At 35.3% G+C, this 19054-nt stretch carries 21 protein-coding genes, 1 tRNA gene and 1 other RNA gene; 11 read left to right on the forward strand and 12 right to left on the reverse strand.

Annotated elements, in window-relative coordinates:
- Window position 1: 1 nt before the first annotated feature.
- Window positions 2-532 (reverse strand): hypothetical protein, encoded by a 531-nt coding sequence (locus tag HY04AAS1_RS00300; protein WP_012513106.1) that lies wholly within the window; start codon window positions 530-532, stop codon window positions 2-4.
- Between the two features lie 41 nt (window positions 533-573).
- Between HY04AAS1_RS00300 and HY04AAS1_RS00305 the strand changes: the two genes are divergently transcribed.
- On the forward strand, window positions 574-1302 hold the full coding sequence (locus tag HY04AAS1_RS00305; protein WP_012513107.1) for a hypothetical protein: 729 nt from the start codon (window positions 574-576) through the stop codon (window positions 1300-1302).
- Between the two features lie 9 nt (window positions 1303-1311).
- On the opposite strand, the gene HY04AAS1_RS00310 is transcribed toward HY04AAS1_RS00305, so the two are convergent.
- From HY04AAS1_RS00310 to mazG, 5 genes are all read right to left on the reverse strand, one after another.
- Window positions 1312-1383, reverse strand: a tRNA-Cys gene (locus HY04AAS1_RS00310).
- 47 nt (window positions 1384-1430) lie between these two features.
- A complete protein-coding gene (locus HY04AAS1_RS00315) occupies window positions 1431-3335 on the reverse strand; it encodes a thioredoxin domain-containing protein (RefSeq protein ID WP_012513108.1) in 1905 nt (634 codons plus the stop codon).
- A 44-nt stretch (window positions 3336-3379) separates the two neighbouring features.
- The gene (locus HY04AAS1_RS00320; RefSeq protein ID WP_012513109.1) at window positions 3380-4300 is read right to left on the reverse strand and encodes a DHHA1 domain-containing protein; all 921 of its coding nucleotides are present in this window, start codon (window positions 4298-4300) and stop codon (window positions 3380-3382) included.
- The gene (locus HY04AAS1_RS00325) at window positions 4300-5877 is read right to left on the reverse strand and encodes a S1 RNA-binding domain-containing protein (protein ID WP_012513110.1); all 1578 of its coding nucleotides are present in this window, start codon (window positions 5875-5877) and stop codon (window positions 4300-4302) included. Before HY04AAS1_RS00325 ends, HY04AAS1_RS00320 begins: the two co-directional genes overlap by 1 nt.
- Before the next feature lie 270 nt (window positions 5878-6147).
- A complete protein-coding gene (mazG, locus tag HY04AAS1_RS00330) occupies window positions 6148-6903 on the reverse strand; it encodes a nucleoside triphosphate pyrophosphohydrolase (protein WP_012513112.1) in 756 nt (251 codons plus the stop codon).
- Between the two features lie 149 nt (window positions 6904-7052).
- Here mazG and ssrA point away from each other — a divergent pair.
- The 10 genes from ssrA to HY04AAS1_RS00375 all read left to right on the forward strand — a co-directional run bounded on the left by ssrA (window position 7053) and on the right by HY04AAS1_RS00375 (window position 13213).
- Window positions 7053-7478: a transfer-messenger RNA gene (gene ssrA, locus HY04AAS1_RS08325) on the forward strand.
- Window positions 7479-7565: 87 nt separating this feature from the next.
- A complete protein-coding gene (locus HY04AAS1_RS00335; RefSeq protein WP_012513113.1) occupies window positions 7566-8030 on the forward strand; it encodes a CZB domain-containing protein in 465 nt (154 codons plus the stop codon).
- A gap of 97 nt (window positions 8031-8127) precedes the next feature.
- The gene (gene ilvC, locus HY04AAS1_RS00340; protein ID WP_012513114.1) at window positions 8128-9129 is read left to right on the forward strand and encodes a ketol-acid reductoisomerase; all 1002 of its coding nucleotides are present in this window, start codon (window positions 8128-8130) and stop codon (window positions 9127-9129) included.
- Window positions 9126-9749 (forward strand): CDP-alcohol phosphatidyltransferase family protein, encoded by a 624-nt coding sequence (locus HY04AAS1_RS00345; RefSeq protein WP_012513115.1) that lies wholly within the window; start codon window positions 9126-9128, stop codon window positions 9747-9749. The genes ilvC and HY04AAS1_RS00345 overlap by 4 nt, the downstream gene beginning before the upstream one ends.
- Window positions 9742-10410, forward strand: coding sequence for a dihydrofolate reductase family protein (locus HY04AAS1_RS00350; protein WP_012513116.1), 669 nt, complete (start codon window positions 9742-9744; stop codon window positions 10408-10410). The genes HY04AAS1_RS00345 and HY04AAS1_RS00350 overlap by 8 nt, the downstream gene beginning before the upstream one ends.
- A gap of 30 nt (window positions 10411-10440) precedes the next feature.
- Window positions 10441-10698, forward strand: a complete 258-nt coding sequence (locus tag HY04AAS1_RS00355) for a hypothetical protein (protein ID WP_012513117.1) — start codon at window positions 10441-10443, stop codon at window positions 10696-10698.
- A complete protein-coding gene (gene dapB / locus HY04AAS1_RS00360) occupies window positions 10695-11483 on the forward strand; it encodes a 4-hydroxy-tetrahydrodipicolinate reductase (RefSeq protein ID WP_012513118.1) in 789 nt (262 codons plus the stop codon). The genes HY04AAS1_RS00355 and dapB overlap by 4 nt, the downstream gene beginning before the upstream one ends.
- Window positions 11480-12004: an HNH endonuclease gene (locus HY04AAS1_RS00365; RefSeq protein WP_012513119.1), complete on the forward strand. Its 525-nt coding sequence runs from the start codon at window positions 11480-11482 to the stop codon at window positions 12002-12004. Before dapB ends, HY04AAS1_RS00365 begins: the two co-directional genes overlap by 4 nt.
- A gap of 54 nt (window positions 12005-12058) precedes the next feature.
- Window positions 12059-12250 carry a 50S ribosomal protein L28 gene (gene rpmB / locus HY04AAS1_RS00370; RefSeq protein WP_012513120.1) on the forward strand — a complete coding sequence of 64 codons (192 nt, stop codon included), beginning with the start codon at window positions 12059-12061 and terminating at the stop codon, window positions 12248-12250.
- A gap of 51 nt (window positions 12251-12301) precedes the next feature.
- The gene (locus HY04AAS1_RS00375; protein ID WP_012513121.1) at window positions 12302-13213 is read left to right on the forward strand and encodes an NAD-dependent epimerase/dehydratase family protein; all 912 of its coding nucleotides are present in this window, start codon (window positions 12302-12304) and stop codon (window positions 13211-13213) included.
- On the opposite strand, the gene HY04AAS1_RS00380 is transcribed toward HY04AAS1_RS00375, so the two are convergent.
- The 6 genes from HY04AAS1_RS00380 to gspD form a co-directional block, all read right to left on the reverse strand.
- Window positions 13190-14362: a porin gene (locus HY04AAS1_RS00380; protein WP_012513122.1), complete on the reverse strand. Its 1173-nt coding sequence runs from the start codon at window positions 14360-14362 to the stop codon at window positions 13190-13192. The genes HY04AAS1_RS00375 and HY04AAS1_RS00380 overlap by 24 nt on opposite strands.
- A gap of 82 nt (window positions 14363-14444) precedes the next feature.
- Window positions 14445-14708, reverse strand: a complete 264-nt coding sequence (locus tag HY04AAS1_RS00385; protein ID WP_012513123.1) for a NifU family protein — start codon at window positions 14706-14708, stop codon at window positions 14445-14447.
- 14 nt (window positions 14709-14722) lie between these two features.
- Window positions 14723-15346 carry a superoxide dismutase gene (locus HY04AAS1_RS00390; protein WP_012513124.1) on the reverse strand — a complete coding sequence of 208 codons (624 nt, stop codon included), beginning with the start codon at window positions 15344-15346 and terminating at the stop codon, window positions 14723-14725.
- A gap of 55 nt (window positions 15347-15401) precedes the next feature.
- Window positions 15402-15989 (reverse strand): molybdenum cofactor guanylyltransferase, encoded by a 588-nt coding sequence (locus HY04AAS1_RS00395; protein WP_012513125.1) that lies wholly within the window; start codon window positions 15987-15989, stop codon window positions 15402-15404.
- Window positions 15982-16950 carry a lytic transglycosylase domain-containing protein gene (locus tag HY04AAS1_RS00400; RefSeq protein WP_012513126.1) on the reverse strand — a complete coding sequence of 323 codons (969 nt, stop codon included), beginning with the start codon at window positions 16948-16950 and terminating at the stop codon, window positions 15982-15984. Before HY04AAS1_RS00400 ends, HY04AAS1_RS00395 begins: the two co-directional genes overlap by 8 nt.
- A gap of 49 nt (window positions 16951-16999) precedes the next feature.
- On the reverse strand, window positions 17000-18982 hold the full coding sequence (gspD, locus tag HY04AAS1_RS00405) for a type II secretion system secretin GspD (RefSeq protein WP_012513127.1): 1983 nt from the start codon (window positions 18980-18982) through the stop codon (window positions 17000-17002).
- Between the last annotated feature and the right edge of the window lie 72 nt (window positions 18983-19054).

Below are 19054 nucleotides of genomic sequence, written 5' to 3' on the forward strand. Positions count from 1 at the left end.
GTTACAATCTTTTTAAGTCTATCGTAGCTTTTCTTGTGACTATTCTTATCAACTTTGGAAAATCGTTTTGATGTGTTGAGCTATCGTACCATATAATTACTTTTCTGACATTGTTGCTATTTTTTACGTTAAAGAAATATATTTCGTTTTGCACGTTTTCTTCTGGTACTATTAAGATATTACCAACTTTTATGGGATTTCCTAACTCATAATGGGAATTTGTAAGCATAGATACAAAAAGCGGTATCCAGGCTTTTTCTTTCATTATCTTTTCTTCGGTGTATATACGTTTTTTGCCGTTGGTTATTTCTTCTAAAAAGTAGCTGTCTCCATTTTTTTTAAACTTAAACTCATAGCTGTAAAATATTGAAAAAAGTCCTTTTGTTTTACCTTCGCAATCTATGTTTTGTGGGCTTTTAATATCAACTGTTACTACTCCTGCTGATAGTCCTACAAAGTTTGTCTCATACTTTAGGATGGCATCTCCATATGAAAAGCTAAAAAACAAAAGTATAAAAATTAAAAATCTCATATTATAAATATAAAACTTTTGATATGTGTTATAATAAAATCATGAAAAAGATATGTAGAGTAGCATGGAGCATAACTCATCAAGAGTTTACGGTGACGGATTATTATTATTTTTCTATTATTGAGAAAAGAGCCCCAGAGTTTGGGCTTCAGATTGACGAAGTGGATTCGTGGGATAAGCTTTTTGAATACGATACGATAGTGTTTAACTATCCAGAGATTCCATTCACTGAAAAAGAAGTCCAAGATGTTGTAAAAGCGGTGGAAGAGCTTGGCAAGAAGGTGATACTGCTTGGTTATTACAAAAACGAAGACCATATAGCAGACACTTGCAACACGTTGGCAAGGGCTTTTGGCATGGAGCTAAACCCAGATGAAATAACGGATGAAGTATCAAATTACGACGGAGATAAGTATTTTGTTAAAAGCACAAAGGTAAGAAGATACAACAAAGGCTTAGACAACAAGGTAAATGTTAACGCTGTAGTGCTTCCTTGTACGTGCTCTATAAAAACCATAATGCCAGATATAAAGATAGTGGTGGCTGGAGAGGAAACTGCAAAATCAAATATGGAAAACTACCCTCTTTTGATAGCGGATCATATTGCACCAGTAAGCGGTGGATATTTTACACTGGCTGGCACTTGCGTGTTTTGGGACAATTACGCTATGAGGCTTGAAGATAATCTAAACTTTGCTATGAACATGCTTTGGCATGAAACACCACCTCAAGACAAAGAAAACGCCAAAGCTGTAAGGTTTGGTCTTTGATATATTAAAAGGCGACGAGCGGATTTGAACCGCTGTAGAGGGGATTTGCAGTCCCGCGCCTCGCCTCTCGGCCACGTCGCCTAAATAAGCTGATTCTAATTAGCTTAATATTATACCACATGGAACTTTTAAAGTGTTATGCTTTTTATCAGATCATCTACACTTTTTATAGGGCTTAGACAAGTGTAATCTTTACAAGCTATAAACGTTTCTTCAGACGATTCTTCATGGTATGGAACTATGTTTGGTAAGTAATGTTTGTAAAGTTCTTTTACTCTTTCTTGGGCTTTTGATATGGGCATAGAAAGTAAAAGCTGATAACCTTTTTTATAAAGTAAAAAGCTTGTCATAAAGAAGCTACAAGCGGTAGGATTTCTAGAGAGCATATCAGAGTATATAGAAGATAATATTTGATAGCGGTTTTCATATGTATCTTCTTTTGTTATAAAAAATAACTCCACAAGGTTTAAGCCCATCACGGAGTTCCCAGATGGGATAGCCCCGTCGTAAAGGGTCTTTTGAGGTATCAGTACATCTTTTCCTACACTAAGATAAAACCCACCAGCGTTTTTGTCCCATAGTTTTTCTATCGCTTCTTCTGTCAGTGAAATAGCTTTTTCTAAAGCATCTTTTGAGAATGTAGCTTTGTAAAGAGAAAGATAGGCTTTTATAAGATAAGCGTAGTCATCAAGCATAGGTTCTATAAGCTTGTTGTGGTTTAAAGCGTGCTGTAGCGGATGTTTTGATATGTTGTTTAGATTTTTGGTGGCCATATCAAGAAAATCTTTGTCTTCAAAAACTAAGTAGGCTTCTATCAAAGCCCAGTCCATCATGGCGTTTTGGTCAAGGAGTATTTTGTCATCTATAAGGGGCTTTTTTCTTTTTTCTCTAAAAGCTTTTAAAACTTGTAGCTCATTCTCAAACAACATCGTTGGTTCTTTTGCATATAATACGTTTTTACCTGTATAAACTCTTTTAGCTTCATCAAGAAAATTACCTTCTTTTTTTATATTGAAAAATTCTATAAACTTATCTGTTTTTTCTTTTAGTATATCTTTTATCTCTTGGTAAGTCCAAAGGTAAAACCCTCCTTCTTCTCCTTCCGTATCGGCATCCATTGATGTGTAAAAAAATCCGTTTTCGTATAGATTTTCTTTTACAAAGTTTATTGTTTTATAAACTGTATCTTTGAAAATCTCATTTTTTGTAAGTCTATAAGCTTCAGAATAAGCCAATATAGCCATTGCCTGGTCGTATAGCATTTTTTCAAAGTGCGGTAAAAGCCAATATCTATCTGTGGAATACCTATGGAAACCTCCTCCTACATGATCCCATATACCGCCTCTTCTCATGTTTAAAAGTGTTGATAATGCCATGTCCTGAAAGGGTTGTTTTTGGCTTTTAAGAAGAAGTAAAACATTGTGAAGGCTTGGAAATTTTGGGGCTTCGGAAAACCCGCCAAACTCTTCATCGTAACGATTTGCAAGACCAAAAAGTGCTTTATCTATAAAACTTTCATTTAACTCTCTTTTTTCAAAAGAATTCATGAATTGCTTTAGCTGTTCTACCATCCTTTTTGATTTTTCTATTATGTTTTTGCTATCTTTGTCCCATAGGTCTTTTATTTGGTTTAAAAGCTTTAAAAATGAGGCTTTTGGAAAATAAGTACCTGCAAAAAATGGTTCTTTAGTGGGGGTTAGAAAAACCGAGAGCGGCCAACCGCCGGAGTTGTTTAAAAGTACGCAGTATTCTATGTAAAGGCTGTCTATATCTGGTCTTTCTTCTTTGTCTACTTTTATACTTACAAAGCATTTGTTTAAAAAAGATGCCACTTCTTCATCTTCAAAAGATTCTTTTTCCATCACATGGCACCAATGACAAGAAGAATAACCTATGGATAAAAACACAGGTTTATTTTCTTTGATGGCTTTATCAAAGGCCTCTTCTGACCAAGGGTACCAGTCAACGGGATTATAAGCGTGCATTTTAAGATAGGGACTTTTTTCGTTTATAAGTCTATTTGGTGTTTTCATCTGATAAAATATAAAAAGTCTGTTTTATTTTAAAATGTTTATAATCAGTTAATTAGGCTTTTAAAAAACATTTCTTTATCTATTATAGCTCCGGCTGCATTGTCATGACCACCGCCACCTAAAGATTCTGCTATCTTTCTTGCAGAACCATCTACACTTCTAAAAGAAAGCTTTACGAAATCCCCAGTTATATAAAACATACAGGCTATGTTGTGCTCTTTGGCAATGAGACTTCCTATCTCACTTTGATATATAGGTGTGTTTATGGCTGGTATCTTTATATCGTTTATATTTATGTAAAGAGGTGAATTTGACCAAATATCTTTTAACTTGTATACCATAAAATTTTTGTATTCTGATAGTATCTTGCTTTTAGTAGCTATTTCGTCAATATCTTTATGCAAAAACTCTCTCATCAAATCTGGTTTATCTGTATACATGTATAAGAAATCGTTTACTTCGTCGGTGTTTTGATATCTCCAAAGCCATATGTCTTTATCTTTTACAATATCCACTATCATCGGTAAATTTTTGTCTATAAGGGTTTTGTAAGTAAGAGATGCACCGCTTTCTGTAGGATCGTATATAAAAGTGATAAAATCGTACTCCAAAGCAATGGGCTTATCTTCTTCAATGGGTTTTCCTATAAATTTTGATATCGTATTGGCAGCAGTCTTGTGATGGTCTATTATAACTACTTCCGTGTATCCTTGTTTTTCTTGCCTTAGGCTTTGAAGGTATATTAGATCATCCCATTTAGGAGCTATATCCAAAAACCATATTTTTGAAATCTCTTTGAAATTTTGTCCTTCTGAAGGTAAATACTTGTTTATGGCTTCTTTTACACTGGTACCGTGATTCAATGGTATAAATATAATGCTATCTTTGTTTTTTATGTGTTCTTGTAGTATAGCGGCAGACATAGTGCCATCTATACAGCTTTTATGAAAAAAACAAATTTCCATCACTTTAACTTGTTCTTAAGGATATCACCAAGCTTAAAGCCAGATGAAGAGTCGTTTACTTTTATAAACTCTTTTTGGTCGCCTTGTTCTTTTTGCTGTTTTTTGGTTTCTTGTATCATACTGAAAGTAATTTTTTCCTCTTTTGGATTTACCTCTAAAACTTTAACCGTTATGTTTTGACCAGGCTCTAAGTTTGTGTTTTTAGGTATTTCAGATATTGGCAATAGGCCATCTATGCCTTCTGGCAAACCTAAGAAGGTACCAAAAGGTCTTACTTCTTTTACCGCAAGCTCTACTTGTTGTCCTGGTTTGTACCTTTCTGGTATTACACTCCAAGGATTTTGAGTAAGCTGCTTTAAGCCAAGCTTTACTTTTTTACCATCTAGGCCTAGTACCATAAACTCTTTTTCTTCTCCAGGGGTAAGCAACTCTTCTGAGCGTGCGTTTTTAAGCCAAGACATATCTTGTTTTTTCACTATGCCTTCTACGTTTGGTCCTAGCTCTATAAACGCAATGTTTGGATGTACGGTTTTTACTTTTCCCTTTACTATCGTATTTGGTGGGTTTGATTTTATAAAATCCGCTGCTGGGTTTTCTTCAGAAGGTACTATGTTTACATCTATTTGTTTTTTATCTTTGTCTATTCTTGTTACAACAAGTTTTAGTTTTGTGCCACTCTTTAAAAGCTTGTTGCCGATATTTTTCATGCTTTCTTCTGGTACTAAGGCTGTAATACCTTCTTGTAATTCTACGAAAAGCCCCTTCCCTTTTCTATAGAAAGATACTTTGCCCTCTGTTTTGTCTCCTTCTTTTAGCTCCAATGTTTCCCATATATTCTTCTTTGGTTTTCTTAGGCTTAATATAAGAAAATCACCCTTTTTGGCTTTTTTAATAACTCTAACCTCTAACGTATCGTTTTCTTTTATATTTGTGCCTTTTGGTATTTCGTAATGCGGTACGAAGCCTCTAACCCCTTCTTTTAAAAGCACTGTAATACCTTTTTCTGGGTCTACTTTTATTACTTTTCCTTCTATTGTAGAGCCTACTTCTAACGAGTTTATAAATTCAAGTTGTTTTTGATGCCTTTCAATGTTCTCATACTCTTTGTAAGATACGTTTACCATAGGTTTTCCATTTTCATAGGTGGCTTTTGTTACCAACACCTTTATTTTGTCTCCTATATTTACATGCCTTGGAGCTTCACCAAAGGGCATCAAAGCCCTAATATCTTCAAGTTGTACAAAAAATCCAGGTTTTCCTTTTGATTCTACTATAACATCTATAGGTGTTTTTTGTTCTAACGCTTTTTTGGCTATAGAAAAACCTTTCGAAGATTTTAAGGGTTTTGTGGAAAGTATTGGATTTTCAATTCCTCTTAGTTTTATAATAACGGCCTCTATTTCTTGGCCTATCTCAACATCACCTACTTCATACCGCCTTATAACGCCTTCTATTTTATAACCTATATCCAAGTACACGTTTGAATCTGTAATTTTTACCACAGAACCCTTTACTACGCTTCCTGTGGAAAACTGCTCCTTTTGAGCTTTTAATAACTCTTCAAACTCTGTTACCATGCCAAATCTGCCTCCAGTTGAGATATTTTATCATAAAAGCTAGTGTGCAAAGCATTTCTCTGTGCTCCTTGCGCTGTATTGCCTCTTTTTAACGCTGAAATGCGATTTCATCGCTCTAGTGTGCTCTCGCATTTCTCTGAGCTACTGTGAGCCATTGCCTGTTTATTAACGCTGAAACGCGGTTGCACCGCTCTAGTGTGTAAAGCATTTCTTACACTACCAGTGTCTGTTCTTTTATCTATCCACAAAGTAAAATGCAATTTCATCGCTCTAAAACTCATAATCAAACTTTTTTGCTTCTTTCCAATAGGTATCCATTTCTTCTAAAGAAGCCTCTTTTAAAGATTTTCCTTTGTTTTTTAGACTTTTTTCAACAAAATTAAATCTTTTCATCATTCTATCGTTTGCTTTTTGTAGCGCTTTTTCAGCGTTTACGCCTAAAAACCTTCCATATTCTACTATAGCTATAAGTATATCACCAAACTCGTGTTCTATATCTTTGAAATTACCATTTTCTAAAGCTTCTTCTAGCTCCTCAAGCTCCTCTTTTAGTTTTTCTTTCACTTGACTTACATTTTCAAAATCAAAACCCACCTTTGCCATGCGGTCTTGAATTTTTTGGCACCTCATAAGAGCACACATCGATTTTGGTATACCATCTAAAAAGTATTCTCTTTTCTCCGCTTTTTTATGTTCCCAATTTTCTAAAACAGCCTTTGGATCTTCATTTCCGAAGACGTGTGGATGTCTTTCTACAAGTTTTTTTATTAAAAGCTCAAAAACATCGTTTATGTCAAATTCTTTATTTTCTTTTGCTATTTGCGCATGAAACACTATTTGAAGAAGCAAGTCTGCCAGTTCTTCTTTTATAGCTTCCTTATCTTTGGAGTCTATGGCGTCCACCAACTCGTAAGCTTCTTCTAAGACGTATTTTGCAAGGCTTTCATGGGTTTGTTTCTTATCCCACGGACAATTTTGCCTTACTTTTTCAAAGGTTTTGATAAGTTCTTCCAATATACAACTCATGTTAAAAAGCTTATTTTAATGCTTTACATTTTAAAAATCAATGTTTATTTTATATGCTTTTACAGATACTTAGATAATCCTTGTAAAATAATGATATATATCATACAAATTTACCTATATTTTAATAATTTATAATATATTCGTAAAGAGGGGGCGAACGGTTTCGACGTTGGAGCGCCGGGTAGATGATAGCAGGCCAGGTGGCGACTGTGATAGCCAAAACAAACAGCTCCCGAAGCTGAACTCTCTCTCGCTGCTTAACTAAAAGCAGCGCGTCCTTGCTGGTTTTGGTACCTTGGCCAGCTGTGGGCGTCAGAGAAAGGTGTCCTGGTTGGTGATTTGCTGTCTTGCGCCAAACCAGTACTTAAGACAGCCTGAGGTTTGTGGTTTTTCATAGGTTTTGCCTCAAACCCAGTAAGAGTGGCAAAGACACGTTTCTGGACTAAGGAACAGGCACAGCCACTCCTTAGCTCTGAGAAATGCTGTTAGCACACTTAATAAAACCTATGTAAGCTTGTAGAAGTCATCTATCCCGGTTCTGACGGACGCGGGTTCGATTCCCGCCGCCTCCACCATAATAATAAACAACAGACTGTAAGATCTTAACCAAAAATTAAGAAAAATAGAATATAATAATGTCTAAATTAATTAGGAGGGTCATTATGTCCAGTCTAGATAGAGATGCTTTGTATAGGCTTGATATATTGGTTAGGCATTGTGAGGATATCTTAAGCAAACTGGATAGTATTAAAGAACAACTTAACAATGATAGTTTATTAGATAGGCTTGTAGAAGGCGTACGCATGCATGAATTGTATATATTAAATTTTAAAAAGTTTTTAAACAGTGAGATTGATTGGATACCGCCAAAATATACACAATGCAATTTTGGCAAGATATACTACAGCATTGATAAAAGCTATATTTCAAAGACTTACGGAGAAGCTGCTGCTTCTATGTTTGAAAGAATTGGCAATATTCATATGAGTTTTCACGAAACCACTGAGGAATGTCTTAAGCGTAAAAGTAACTATGAAGTTAAAATGCTAATCGTAGAGTTGGCTTCCAAAAGTAGTATGTTGGTAGATATGGTGTTGAGGCTATCGGCAACAATGTCAAGAAACTAAGATAAGCCAAAGCTTATAGAAAAATAACAATTTTTCATAGCACAAACAATCTCAATAGGTTAAAATAAAAGATATTAGCTATTTGGAGGTAAAATAAATGGCGAAAATTTACTACGACGAAGATGCATCTTTGGGTATCTTGGCTATGAAAACTGTAGCCATAGTGGGTTATGGTTCTCAAGGACACGCTCATGCTTTAAATCTAAGAGACAGTGGTATTAGGGTTATAGTGGCTTTAGACGATAAAAGTCCTCATAGAAAAACTGCTATGGAAGATGGTTTTAGCGTATATACCACCTCTAGAGCAACTCAAGAGGCCGATGTGATAATGATATTAACACCAGACACGGTTCAACCAGCTGTATATAAAGAATGCATAGAACCTAATTTAACACCTGGAAAAGCTATAGCCTTTGCCCATGGTTTTAACATACATTTTGGTCAAATAGTGCCACCAAAAGATATAGATGTATTTATGGTGGCTCCAAAAGGACCAGGCCATTTGGTAAGATGGATGTACGAAGAGGGAAAAGGAGTACCAGCTCTTATATCTATACATCAAGATGCTACAGGTTCTTGTAGAGATATAGCCTTAGCTTATGCAAAAGGCATAGGTGCTACAAGGGCTGGGGTTATAGAAACCACGTTTAGAGAAGAAACGGAAACAGACTTATTTGGTGAGCAAGCGGTGCTTTGTGGTGGTGCTACAGCCCTTATAAAAGCTGGTTTTGAAACGCTTGTAGAGGCCGGTTATCAACCAGAGATGGCTTATTTTGAATGTCTTCATGAGTTAAAGCTAATAGTAGACCTCATATACCAACACGGCATAGCTGGTATGAGATATTCTATATCAGATACCGCAAAATATGGCGATGTAACAAGAGGTGATAGAGTATACGAAGCTGTCAAACCTCTTATGAAACAGATGCTCAAAGAAATTCAAGATGGTGAGTTTGCCAGAGAATGGATATTGGAAAATCAAGCCAACAGACCAGTTTACAACGCTCTTTTAAATAAGGATAAAGAACATTTGGTGGAAAAAGTTGGTAAAGAGCTAAGACAGATGATGCCGTGGCTATCTGGTAAAGAGTTAAAATGAATCTTACCAAAAAACGTTATAAACTAAAAAAGTTTTACGCTCCCATGGGGCATGTGTTTGTAAAGATGCACATGTCCCCAAACGTAATAACCCTTTTGTCTTTGGCTTTTGGACTTACAGGCGCTTACTTTTTTTATATACACAAACCACTAACCGGAGCATCGTTTTTGATAATATCGGGATTTTTAGATTTGATGGATGGTGTGGTTGCGAGGCTTGAAGATAAAGCTTCGAAGTTTGGGGCAGCTTTTGACTGGATAGCAGATAAAACTGTAGATGGTTTTATACTTGGAAGCATAGGTTTTGCATATGGGTCTCCTTTTATAGCTATAAGCGCTATTACATTTTCTATGCTTCATACCTTTATAAAGCCAGTGGTGTATGCTGAGATTGGTTTTTCCGAAAGACAAAAAGGTAAGATAGATGATCCTTTGGAAGGGATAGGTTTTTTCGGTAGGCCTGAAACCCATATAAGTATATTATTTTTTAGTATATTAGAGCGCATAAACCCTATTTTTGGTCTGCATCTTGGCATGAAACTTATAGTGCTATTTACGTTTGGTTCGCTTTTAATAAGAATTTTGTATCTTTTAAAGAAATACGGGAAGGATTATGAATAACCAAGATAAACCTTATGTAATAATAGTATCAGAGCTAACTTTGGATGGCAAGTTAACACTATACAGAGGGGCATCTTCTAAAGAACTTATGACTCTTATGGATGAAGAGGCTTATAGATACCTTCATGAGGTAAGGGCAAAAGTAGACGCCATAATGGTAGGCTGTGAAACCATAAGGACAGACAATCCAAGCCTTACGGTAAGATATGTAAAAGGTAAAAACCCAATAAGAGTTATACCTTGCTCTACGGCAAACATACCGTTTGATGCAAACGTTTTATCAAAGGATGCTCATACGATCATAGCCACCACCAAAAGAGCCCCAGAAGAAAAAATCAAAAAACTTACGGAAATGGGTATAGAAGTGCTTGTGACAGGAGATTACCTTGTGGATTTTGAGCTTTTACTAAAAAAATTAAGAGAAAAAGATATAAAAAGCTTGATGGTAGAAGGTGGTTCTTCTATAAATTGGGAGCTTTGTAAGTTAAAAGCTGTAAATGAAATTCGTATTATACATCTTCCTGTAATTGTTGGCGGTGAAAACGTTCCTACTTTGGTAGGCGGAGAGGGTTTTAAGACTTTAAACAATATACTTCATCTAAGGCTTAGGGCGCATTTTAAAAGAGGATACCATCTCATCACCGAATGGGAAGTGGTATAATAAAGGTATAAATTTTTGGAGGTATTTAAAATGCAAGAAAATCAAGAAGGTTATTACGCAGTGCCCTTCAGCATAGTGGGGTTGTTTCTTACAAACAAGGATGTGGAGCAAAGCATTAGGGAGGAGATAAGCCCTGAAGAACTTGAAAAACTTCAAGAGATCGTAGCTAAAATGCTTTTTACCTCTGGAGTTAACGTAGCCCTATATCCTGGAATAGTGCCACCAGATCAAGCTGTAGAAGCGGTAAATGAGCTTGAAGATCTCATTATGGGCGAAGGAGAAGAATGACAAAAGATTCTCCTTATTTTGTTTCTATTGCCTTATGCGGCTTTTTGGGTCGCATGGGTAGTAGTATTATAGAAGTTTCTAAAAGCTATCAAGACTTAGTTGTAAAAGCAGGCGTAGACAAAGAAGAGCTTATTAAAGGTAAAACTTTTGTGTTAGAATATGTATCATCTAAATTAGAAGATGTTGTTGACTATGTAGATGTCGTCATAGAGTTTACAGGTAGTGTGGATACAGCCATAAAAAATGCTTATATATGCAAAGAACATAACAAACCTATTGTAATAGGCACTACTGGGTTTGATCAGCATCAGTTAGACCAAATAAAAGAACTCTCTAAATCAATACCTATAGTATTTTCCCCAAATATGAGTCTTGGGGTCAATGTACTCTTTAAGCTTTTAGAAATAGCTACAAAAGCTTTAAAGGATAAAGGGTATGATATAGAGATATCAGAAATTCACCATCGTTTTAAAAAGGATGCACCCTCTGGAACCGCTTTAAGGCTGTTGGAAATAGTAAAAAAAGAGATTCCGGATGTAAAAGAAACCTTTGGAAGAGAATGGCTAGCACCAAGACAGGATAAGGAAGTGGGTGTTTTTGCTATAAGGGGAGGAGATGTGGTGGGTGAACATACTGTCTATATGTTTGGTATGGGAGAGAGGTTGGAGCTTACCCATAGAGCCACAGATAGGAGGATATTCGCAAAGGGCTCTTTGGAGGCTGCCAAATGGGTTTATAGAAAACCTGCGGGCTTTTATTCAATGTTTGATGTGCTTGGCTTATGAAGCTGTATAGTCTTTTATTGGATAAGACTTATAAGCCTTTGACACTCCTTGATTATAGAAAATCTTTCTTGTTAGAATATACACAAAGGGCTACGGTGCTTGAATACCATCCAGAAGCTGTAATAAGATCTACTTACAGAACTTACAAAGTACCCATTGTACTCAAAACCAACGCTTTATCAAAAACTTTTTATAAGAATATACCCACTAGGTACAACGTCTATGTAAGAGATAACTTCACTTGTGGTTATTGCGGTAAGGTGTGTGATGATAGCGAGATTACGGTAGACCATATAATACCTGTATCAAAGGGTGGTAAATGGACTTGGGATAATCTTGTTACTGCTTGTGAATCTTGCAATGCAAGTAAATCTGACAATATTATAATGCCAATTTATATTAAACCCCATAAACCTCAATATTTTACATTGCTTTTAAAAGAACATTTGAAAAAAATTGATGAAACTACGTTAAATATTATAAAGCCTTATTGCTATCAATATTTAAAAGAGATTTCTTGAGCTTTAGTTTTATGCTATAATATTAGCTTAAAACATTTGTAAAGGAGTTATGATATGGCGGCATGTTTTGTTTGCAATAAAAAGGCTGTTTATGGGAAAAGCGTTACATTTTCAGCAGAAAGAAATTCAAGAGTATTTAAACCAAACCTCCAGAGTGTAAAGATTAGGATGCCAGATGGTAGCACAAAGCGCGTTATGGTATGTACAAAGTGTCTAAAAGCCGGGAAGGTGGTAAAAGCCGTTTGATATACTGATTTAACGCATTTTGAAAAGATAAAATAAATATATATTTTTCTTATGAAAGTTTTAGTGGCAGGGGGTACCGGTTTTGTTGGCAAATATGTTGTAGAGGCTTTGGAGAAGTCTACTCATTCTTACAAACTTTTGACGCGCAAAAAAGTAAGTAAGCCTCATATCGTTGTGGATTTTTTCGATGAAGAAAGCCTTAAAAAGGCTTTTGAACAAGAAAAACCAGATGTATTGATAAATCTTATAGGCATTTTGGTAGAAGAGCCTTCTAAAGGTATAACCTTTGAAAATATCCATTACCTTATACCAAAAAATCTTTATACCGTCGCCAAAGAATACGGTATAAAACACATCATACATATGAGCGCTTTGGGAGTCTCAGAAGAAGCCCCATCTATGTATCATCACACCAAGCTTTTAGCAGAAAAATTTCTCATGTCTTTGGGGATAGATTACACCATTATAAGACCTTCTTTGATAATAGGACCTGAGCAAAGACTTTTTAAAGATCTTGATTTCTTTGGAAAATACTTTCATATTATGGCTCATCCCGGTATATTGTCTTATTATTTTGCACCGGTGGATGTTAGAGATGTTGCTTTTGTATTTGTAAAAGCTATAGACGATCCAAATTTAAAGAATAAGATTATAGAGCTTTGCGGTAAAAAGCCTGTTTCTTTTGATAAACTTTTAAAAGATAGTTTTAAGCTTTTAGGAAGACATGCTTTTGTGTTAAGACTACCAAAACCTCTGATGTATGTAAGCGGTGCTTTGGTTGAGAAAATATTAGAACCACCTCCTTTTAGCAAAGACCAAATACTTATGATGTACAAAAACAACGTTTGCCAAGGACAAGACCCATGGCCATTGATAGGAAAAGAACCAATCTCCTACGAAGAATCTTTGAAATGGGCTATAGAAAACTACAAGTCACATTTAAAACATGGTCTGAAAAGCTAACGTATAATCCCAGTAGTTTTTTAAAGTAGTTTGACCATTTTCGGTATCGTATATCAAATTTGAATTTGGGTTTATAAAATCTGCTCCTAAGGATATCTTAGCAGATTCACCGTTTATATAATAAGTACCAAAGATGCTAAGCCTGTTTATCTTGGCTTTGTTAGAGTAGTTGTTGGTGTTTTCGTCGGTTTCGTATCTAAGGGCCAAAGAGGGTTTTCCTATGCCTATGTGTTTGTCATATAAAATAGCCGTTTGTATATAATATCCAGTAGCTTTTATAGGTGCTTTTACCGTATATTGACTAACTGACATTCCATATGGTAAGTCTGTTGTGTTTGAATATCCCATCTGAAGGTTTGGGACGAGACTATTAAACTTTTTCTCAATCAAAAGGTCTGTGTCAAAGGATTTTGAATTTGTAGAACCGCTTTGGTTTGTAAATTTATCTTGCTCATATGCTATACCAAGTGCTAAAATATTCTTATTACCAAAATATGTGTCTTCATCCATATAACCTTCGTTATTTGAAAAGCCCAAAAACGTTGGAGATAGCTCAAGTCTAAAACCGTATTTTAAACTTGGAGATGTGATGTTGTCGTTTGAAAGTTCATAGTCGTATCTTCCGTTTGCTATATCTACATAGTATTTGATAGCACTGTGAAATTTGGAGCCCCAAATTGCTATACCCATGTCTCTGTAGGCATTTTGTATATCAGAACCTATATCAAGAGGCGTAAATGGGTTTACAAACATAGGTCCTTTTAGGGATTTGTTCATTATAAAACTATTTATTGTACCAACCCCTTCCATAGTAGGGATAACGGTATAATAGCTGTCTGTTAAAGATATGCGAGAATATGGATCCATAAAAAGGCCTGTCATTATATTAAAAGATTTTGAAAATCTAAAATTTATATAAGCATCTTTTACAATACTTTGGTGCATACCAGTGTGAGTTCTTGCTGTACCATCTGGTGAGAGTAAATTGTTATCTGAAAAATCAAAGTTTGCTCCAAACTCCACTATTTTATTTAGTTTACCCATAAAATATATACGGGCGTTTTGTACTGAGAAGTTTGTAGAAGAATGATCGGTGGTTGTTACAGCTCCGTCTTTTTGTGCAAATATTTGAAGTTTAAGGCCAGCCATAACATCCTGCTGGCCTTGTTTTATTTCAAATGAAAAAGATGAACTTGTAACTAAAGCTAGTAAAAGTAGTGATTTTAAGCTTTTAAAAGCCAAAACTAAAACCTAAATCTGCGTTTACATCTTTTACTTCTTTTATATCTGGGAACTTTTGCTTAAGGGCTCTTTCCACTCCGGCTTTTAATGTAAGAGTAGACATACCACAACCAGAGCAAGCCCCCATAAGCCTTACTAATACTGTACCATCTTCTTCTATGCTAACAAGCTCAATATCACCGCCGTCAAATCTCAAAGCTGGCCTTATTTCATCTAAAGCTTCTTCTACCTCTTCTACAGTTGGTAAAGCCATAAGCTTACCTCCTATTAACAAAAACCTTTTAGTGTTTCGTAAGCTTTTATAGCTTTTTCGAATCTTTCGTTTATTACGTCCCAATTTAGAGAATTTAAGAAAGCGTCTATGTAAGGTGGGCGTTTGTTCTTTTGGTCTACATAGTAAGCGTGTTCATAGGTATCCAACACTATAAGTGGGATAAGCCCTGTAAGGTTGTAAAGGTTATGAGCGTCAAGACCGTTTATCATAAGTTTACCAGAAAATATATCAAGACCCAAAATAGCCCATCCTCTAAAGGCTATACCTGCTGCTTTTAACTCTGTTACGCAGTTATCCCAAGAGCCAAAATCTTCTTCTACTTTTTTCTTGAGAGCTTCTGATGGAGTACCCTTTGGGGTTAGATGTCCAAAGTAAAGCTCATGCAAGACTGTACCCATGTAGTTGAAGGTTTCTTCTACTTTTAGCTCTCTATATTCTGAATAGTTTTGATTGGCTTTTGCCCTATCTGAAAAGTTTAAATCTGCCAACTTATCTTGGATTTCATTAAACTTAGCCACATAGCCTTTGTAGTGAGCTTCAAAGTGCGGTTCTATCTGCTCGTTAGATATGCCGTTTAAACTTGACGGTTTTAAGTGATTCTTTGGTTCTAACTTCATATCTTTTACCTCCTTTTTAGGCTTTTAAAAAAATCTAAAGTTTTATGAGCACTAGTCAATGACCAATATTATAAAATCTTTTTACATCTTCTTTGGTGTTTATGTTTGAAAAAGATATCAAATCTTTATCTACACTCCTTGCCTGCTCTTCGGTTAATACGTTTACATCAAGATTAAGTATAAGCTTTTGAAAAGATGCTCTTTGGTTTTCTATAGATTGTTTTATTTTATCTTTTACTGAAGGATCGTAAACGGCAAGAAGTGGTTCAAAAAAACCATTTATCTTAAATATCGTTGCTTCTTTTTTATGATTTCTTATCATATACTCTACAAGATCCTTTTTTATAAAAGGCATATCTGCTCCCACTAACAAAAACGGTTTTTCTGTATAAAAACACGCTGTATAAAGACCACTTAGCGGGTTTTGAATATCTAATATGTCTTTTATTGATTTTGCATTTTTTATAAATAAGTATTTTTCTGGGTTTTTAGAAACTATATATATATTTTTTGAAAAGCTGTACAATGTTTCAAACACATGTTCTATCATTGGCTTATTGTCAAAAATAAAAAGCGTTTTATCCCCTTTAAACCTTTTGCTTTGGCCTCCCGCTAATATGAAAACATCTATGGTATCATTCACCTGCTATTAATCTTTTTATAGAGTCATCTGTGGAAGCTTCTCTGTAAATTGGTTTTCCAAAGGACGGTATATAAACGTAGCCACCAGCCGGGACTAAACCTTGTTTTATTTGAGGGTTCAACCTTTTCAAGAGATAATAGTTTACGTTGTAGGCTAGAGCTATATTTCTAAGCTCTTGCGGGGAATTTGGTCTATATATATGAAGCGTATAGTTAAAGTATTGCTTCTTTACTTTTATACCAAAATATTTTGCATTTTTTATGATATCTAAAAGCGCTAAAAATCTTGGTACATATTGCTGAGTTTCTGGCGGAAACGAACTTTGAAAAGCCCAAAAACTTCCCCTTGGGTCTTGTTTAAACACCGACGATACACAATAAGGACCGCAGTTGTAAGCAGCTAAAACCTTGTTCCAATCTCCAAACTGATTGTATAAATCGCTAAGATAATGGGCTGCAGCTTGGGTAGCTTTTATAATATCAAACCTCTCGTCTATTTGATTGTTTACTATAAGACCGTAATCTCTTGCTGTTTGAGGCATTAACTGCCATATACCGGCTGCTCCGGTGCTTGACACAGAATATTGATTATATCCACTTTCTATGATGGGAAGGTATATAAAATCCGATGGAAGGTTGTACTTTTTAAGTATTGGTAATATTATAGGAGAGTAGTAAATGGCTTTTTCTATGCCCCTTTCTATAAAACCTCTATCTTGGTATAAAAAGTAGTTTATATACTTTTTAACATCTTGTGTATATACAAGATTTAGAAATTGAGGGTTGTTTTGATATATGGGACGATGGCTTATTTGGGGTCTTTCATAGCTTACGTAGTTTGGCTTTTTGTAAGCGTAGTTGTTTCCATATAAAGATGCGTTTGTAATCTCTGCACTGCAAGAGCTAAGTATTATTGATAAAAGCCCCAAACCAAGAAGCCTTTTTACGTTCATAGCATACATATCGGTATTTTAAGATACCATTAAAGTGTTAAACTTTATATGATATATATTATTCTTTTGCTTTTTTCACACTTTCGTATATTCTGTGCGCTATTACTTCATTTGCTTTCGTAATTTTGGCAAGTTGATCTGGGCTTTTTATGATGTAAGGTGTTATAAATATAAAAAGAGTGCTTTTTTTATTTTCTCTGTTTTGATATTTGAAGAGATTTCCTAAAACTGGGATATCTTGAAGAATTGGTATACCGCTTATGTTTTTTATAGTGTTGTTGCTCACGAGTCCTCCTAATATCACCGTTTGACCGCTTTTAACGACTACTTCCGAATTTAAAACTCTATCTGTGGTAATAGGTATAGGCACCGTTTGACCCGCTACGTTTGTATTTGTAAAGCCCGTGATATCTTGAAGATTTAAGTTTATGCCAAGCCTTATGTTGTCTTTTGAAACAGTAGGTATAACATCAAGCTCTAGGCCTATATCTTTGTAGTCGTAAGTGAGTATTGGGAAGCCGTTTATGTTGTATTGGGTACCTGTTACATAAGGATAAACTTGAGCTTCTTTTATAATAGCCTCTTCGTTGTCAAGGGTTAGCACCTTTGGGTTTGATATGATTTTAAAACCATTTCCTTGCTCTAACAAACTTAAAAATACCGCTAAATCAGGAAATATGATTGTATTACCACCTACGTTTGCACTTATACTGCTTGAGCTTGTAACACCTACTACGAAGTTTCCAGATAAAAGCCCTTGGTATATGGTTTGAAGAGATGCCGGGTTAAATCCTATACCGCCATTTTTGCCCAAAGCTTGCCAATTTACACCGGTGGTAAGTTGTTTGGTGAGGTTTGCCTCCACTACAGAAGCCGCTATCAGCACTTGAATGCGTTTTTCGTCTAGTTTTTTTATGAGATTTTTTAGATTTTCGTATTGAGATTTTGTGGCGTATAAAATAACGCTGTTTGTGGCTCTGTCAAAACCTATCCTCGTGCCATCAGAAAGATATATAGAGCCTATTGGTTTGTTGGAAGATATTACGTTTATGTTTTGATTTGGAGGTACGTTGCTTTGAATTGTTTGAGGTTGGTTTTGCATAGTGTTTAGGTTTGGTGTAGGTCTTTTTGTGGTAGAGGAAATGGCGCTTGCGCTTCCAAAAAGGCTTGCCAACGTCTTTGCCATTTCTCCTACAGAGGCGTTTTGAAGTGGGATAACATAATAATGTCTTCTAAAATGAGAGGCGCTTTCGTTTATTTTATGTATAATCTCTTTTATAGAGGCTTGCATAAGCTTCGGTGCATATACAAGCACAAAACCGCTTTTGGAGTGTTTTTTCTGAACAGAAGATACCACCATAGGTATACCAAACTTTTGACTTACAGGGTTTGCCAAGGGGCTTAGGGCTTTTACAACGGCGTTTGTATCTTTTGTTTGATACATTTTTAGACTAAAAGCTAAATTTGGTATATCTATACTCTTTAAAAGTTTTTGGATTTTATCAACAGACACTCCTATATCAGATATGATAAGGGCGTTTGAGGGCATATAAACGGTGGCGTTACCATATTGGCTTAAAAAAGGTCTTACGGCATTTAGAAGTATTTGGGAGTTTGTATGGGCAAAGTAAATGTAGGTTTCTATAGAGGGGCTTGGAAAGGCTTTTTTTGTAACACTTGTGCTAAAAGAAGATGCTTCTTTTAGAGGAAGTATCTTGTAAAAGTTTTTATATTTTACAACAGTGTACCCATCTAAAGCTAAGCTCGTTAAAAAAAGATGCCAAGCGTCTTCTACGCTTACAGGTTTTTTGGAGCTAACCGTTATTTTAGGAAGATTTCCCTTTATCCCTATCACTATAGTTTTACCAGTAAGCTTTGACATAAACTTTGCTATATCATCTATGCTTTGGTTTTGGAAGTTTAGTACTACCATGTTGTTTAAGTATTTGGTTTTTCCCTTTCCATGGGCCATTCCAAACACTATAAAAATCCATAAAACGGAAAATATATTCAAACAATTTATTTTTCTTAAAATCTTCATTATAACTATTATACATAAGTTTTTGCTTTTAAAATATAAAATCCTTGACAAAGGTAAAAATATGCTATAATG

The sequence above is a fragment of the Hydrogenobaculum sp. Y04AAS1 genome (genome assembly GCF_000020785.1).
Lineage (GTDB): Bacteria > Aquificota > Aquificia > Aquificales > Aquificaceae > Hydrogenobaculum.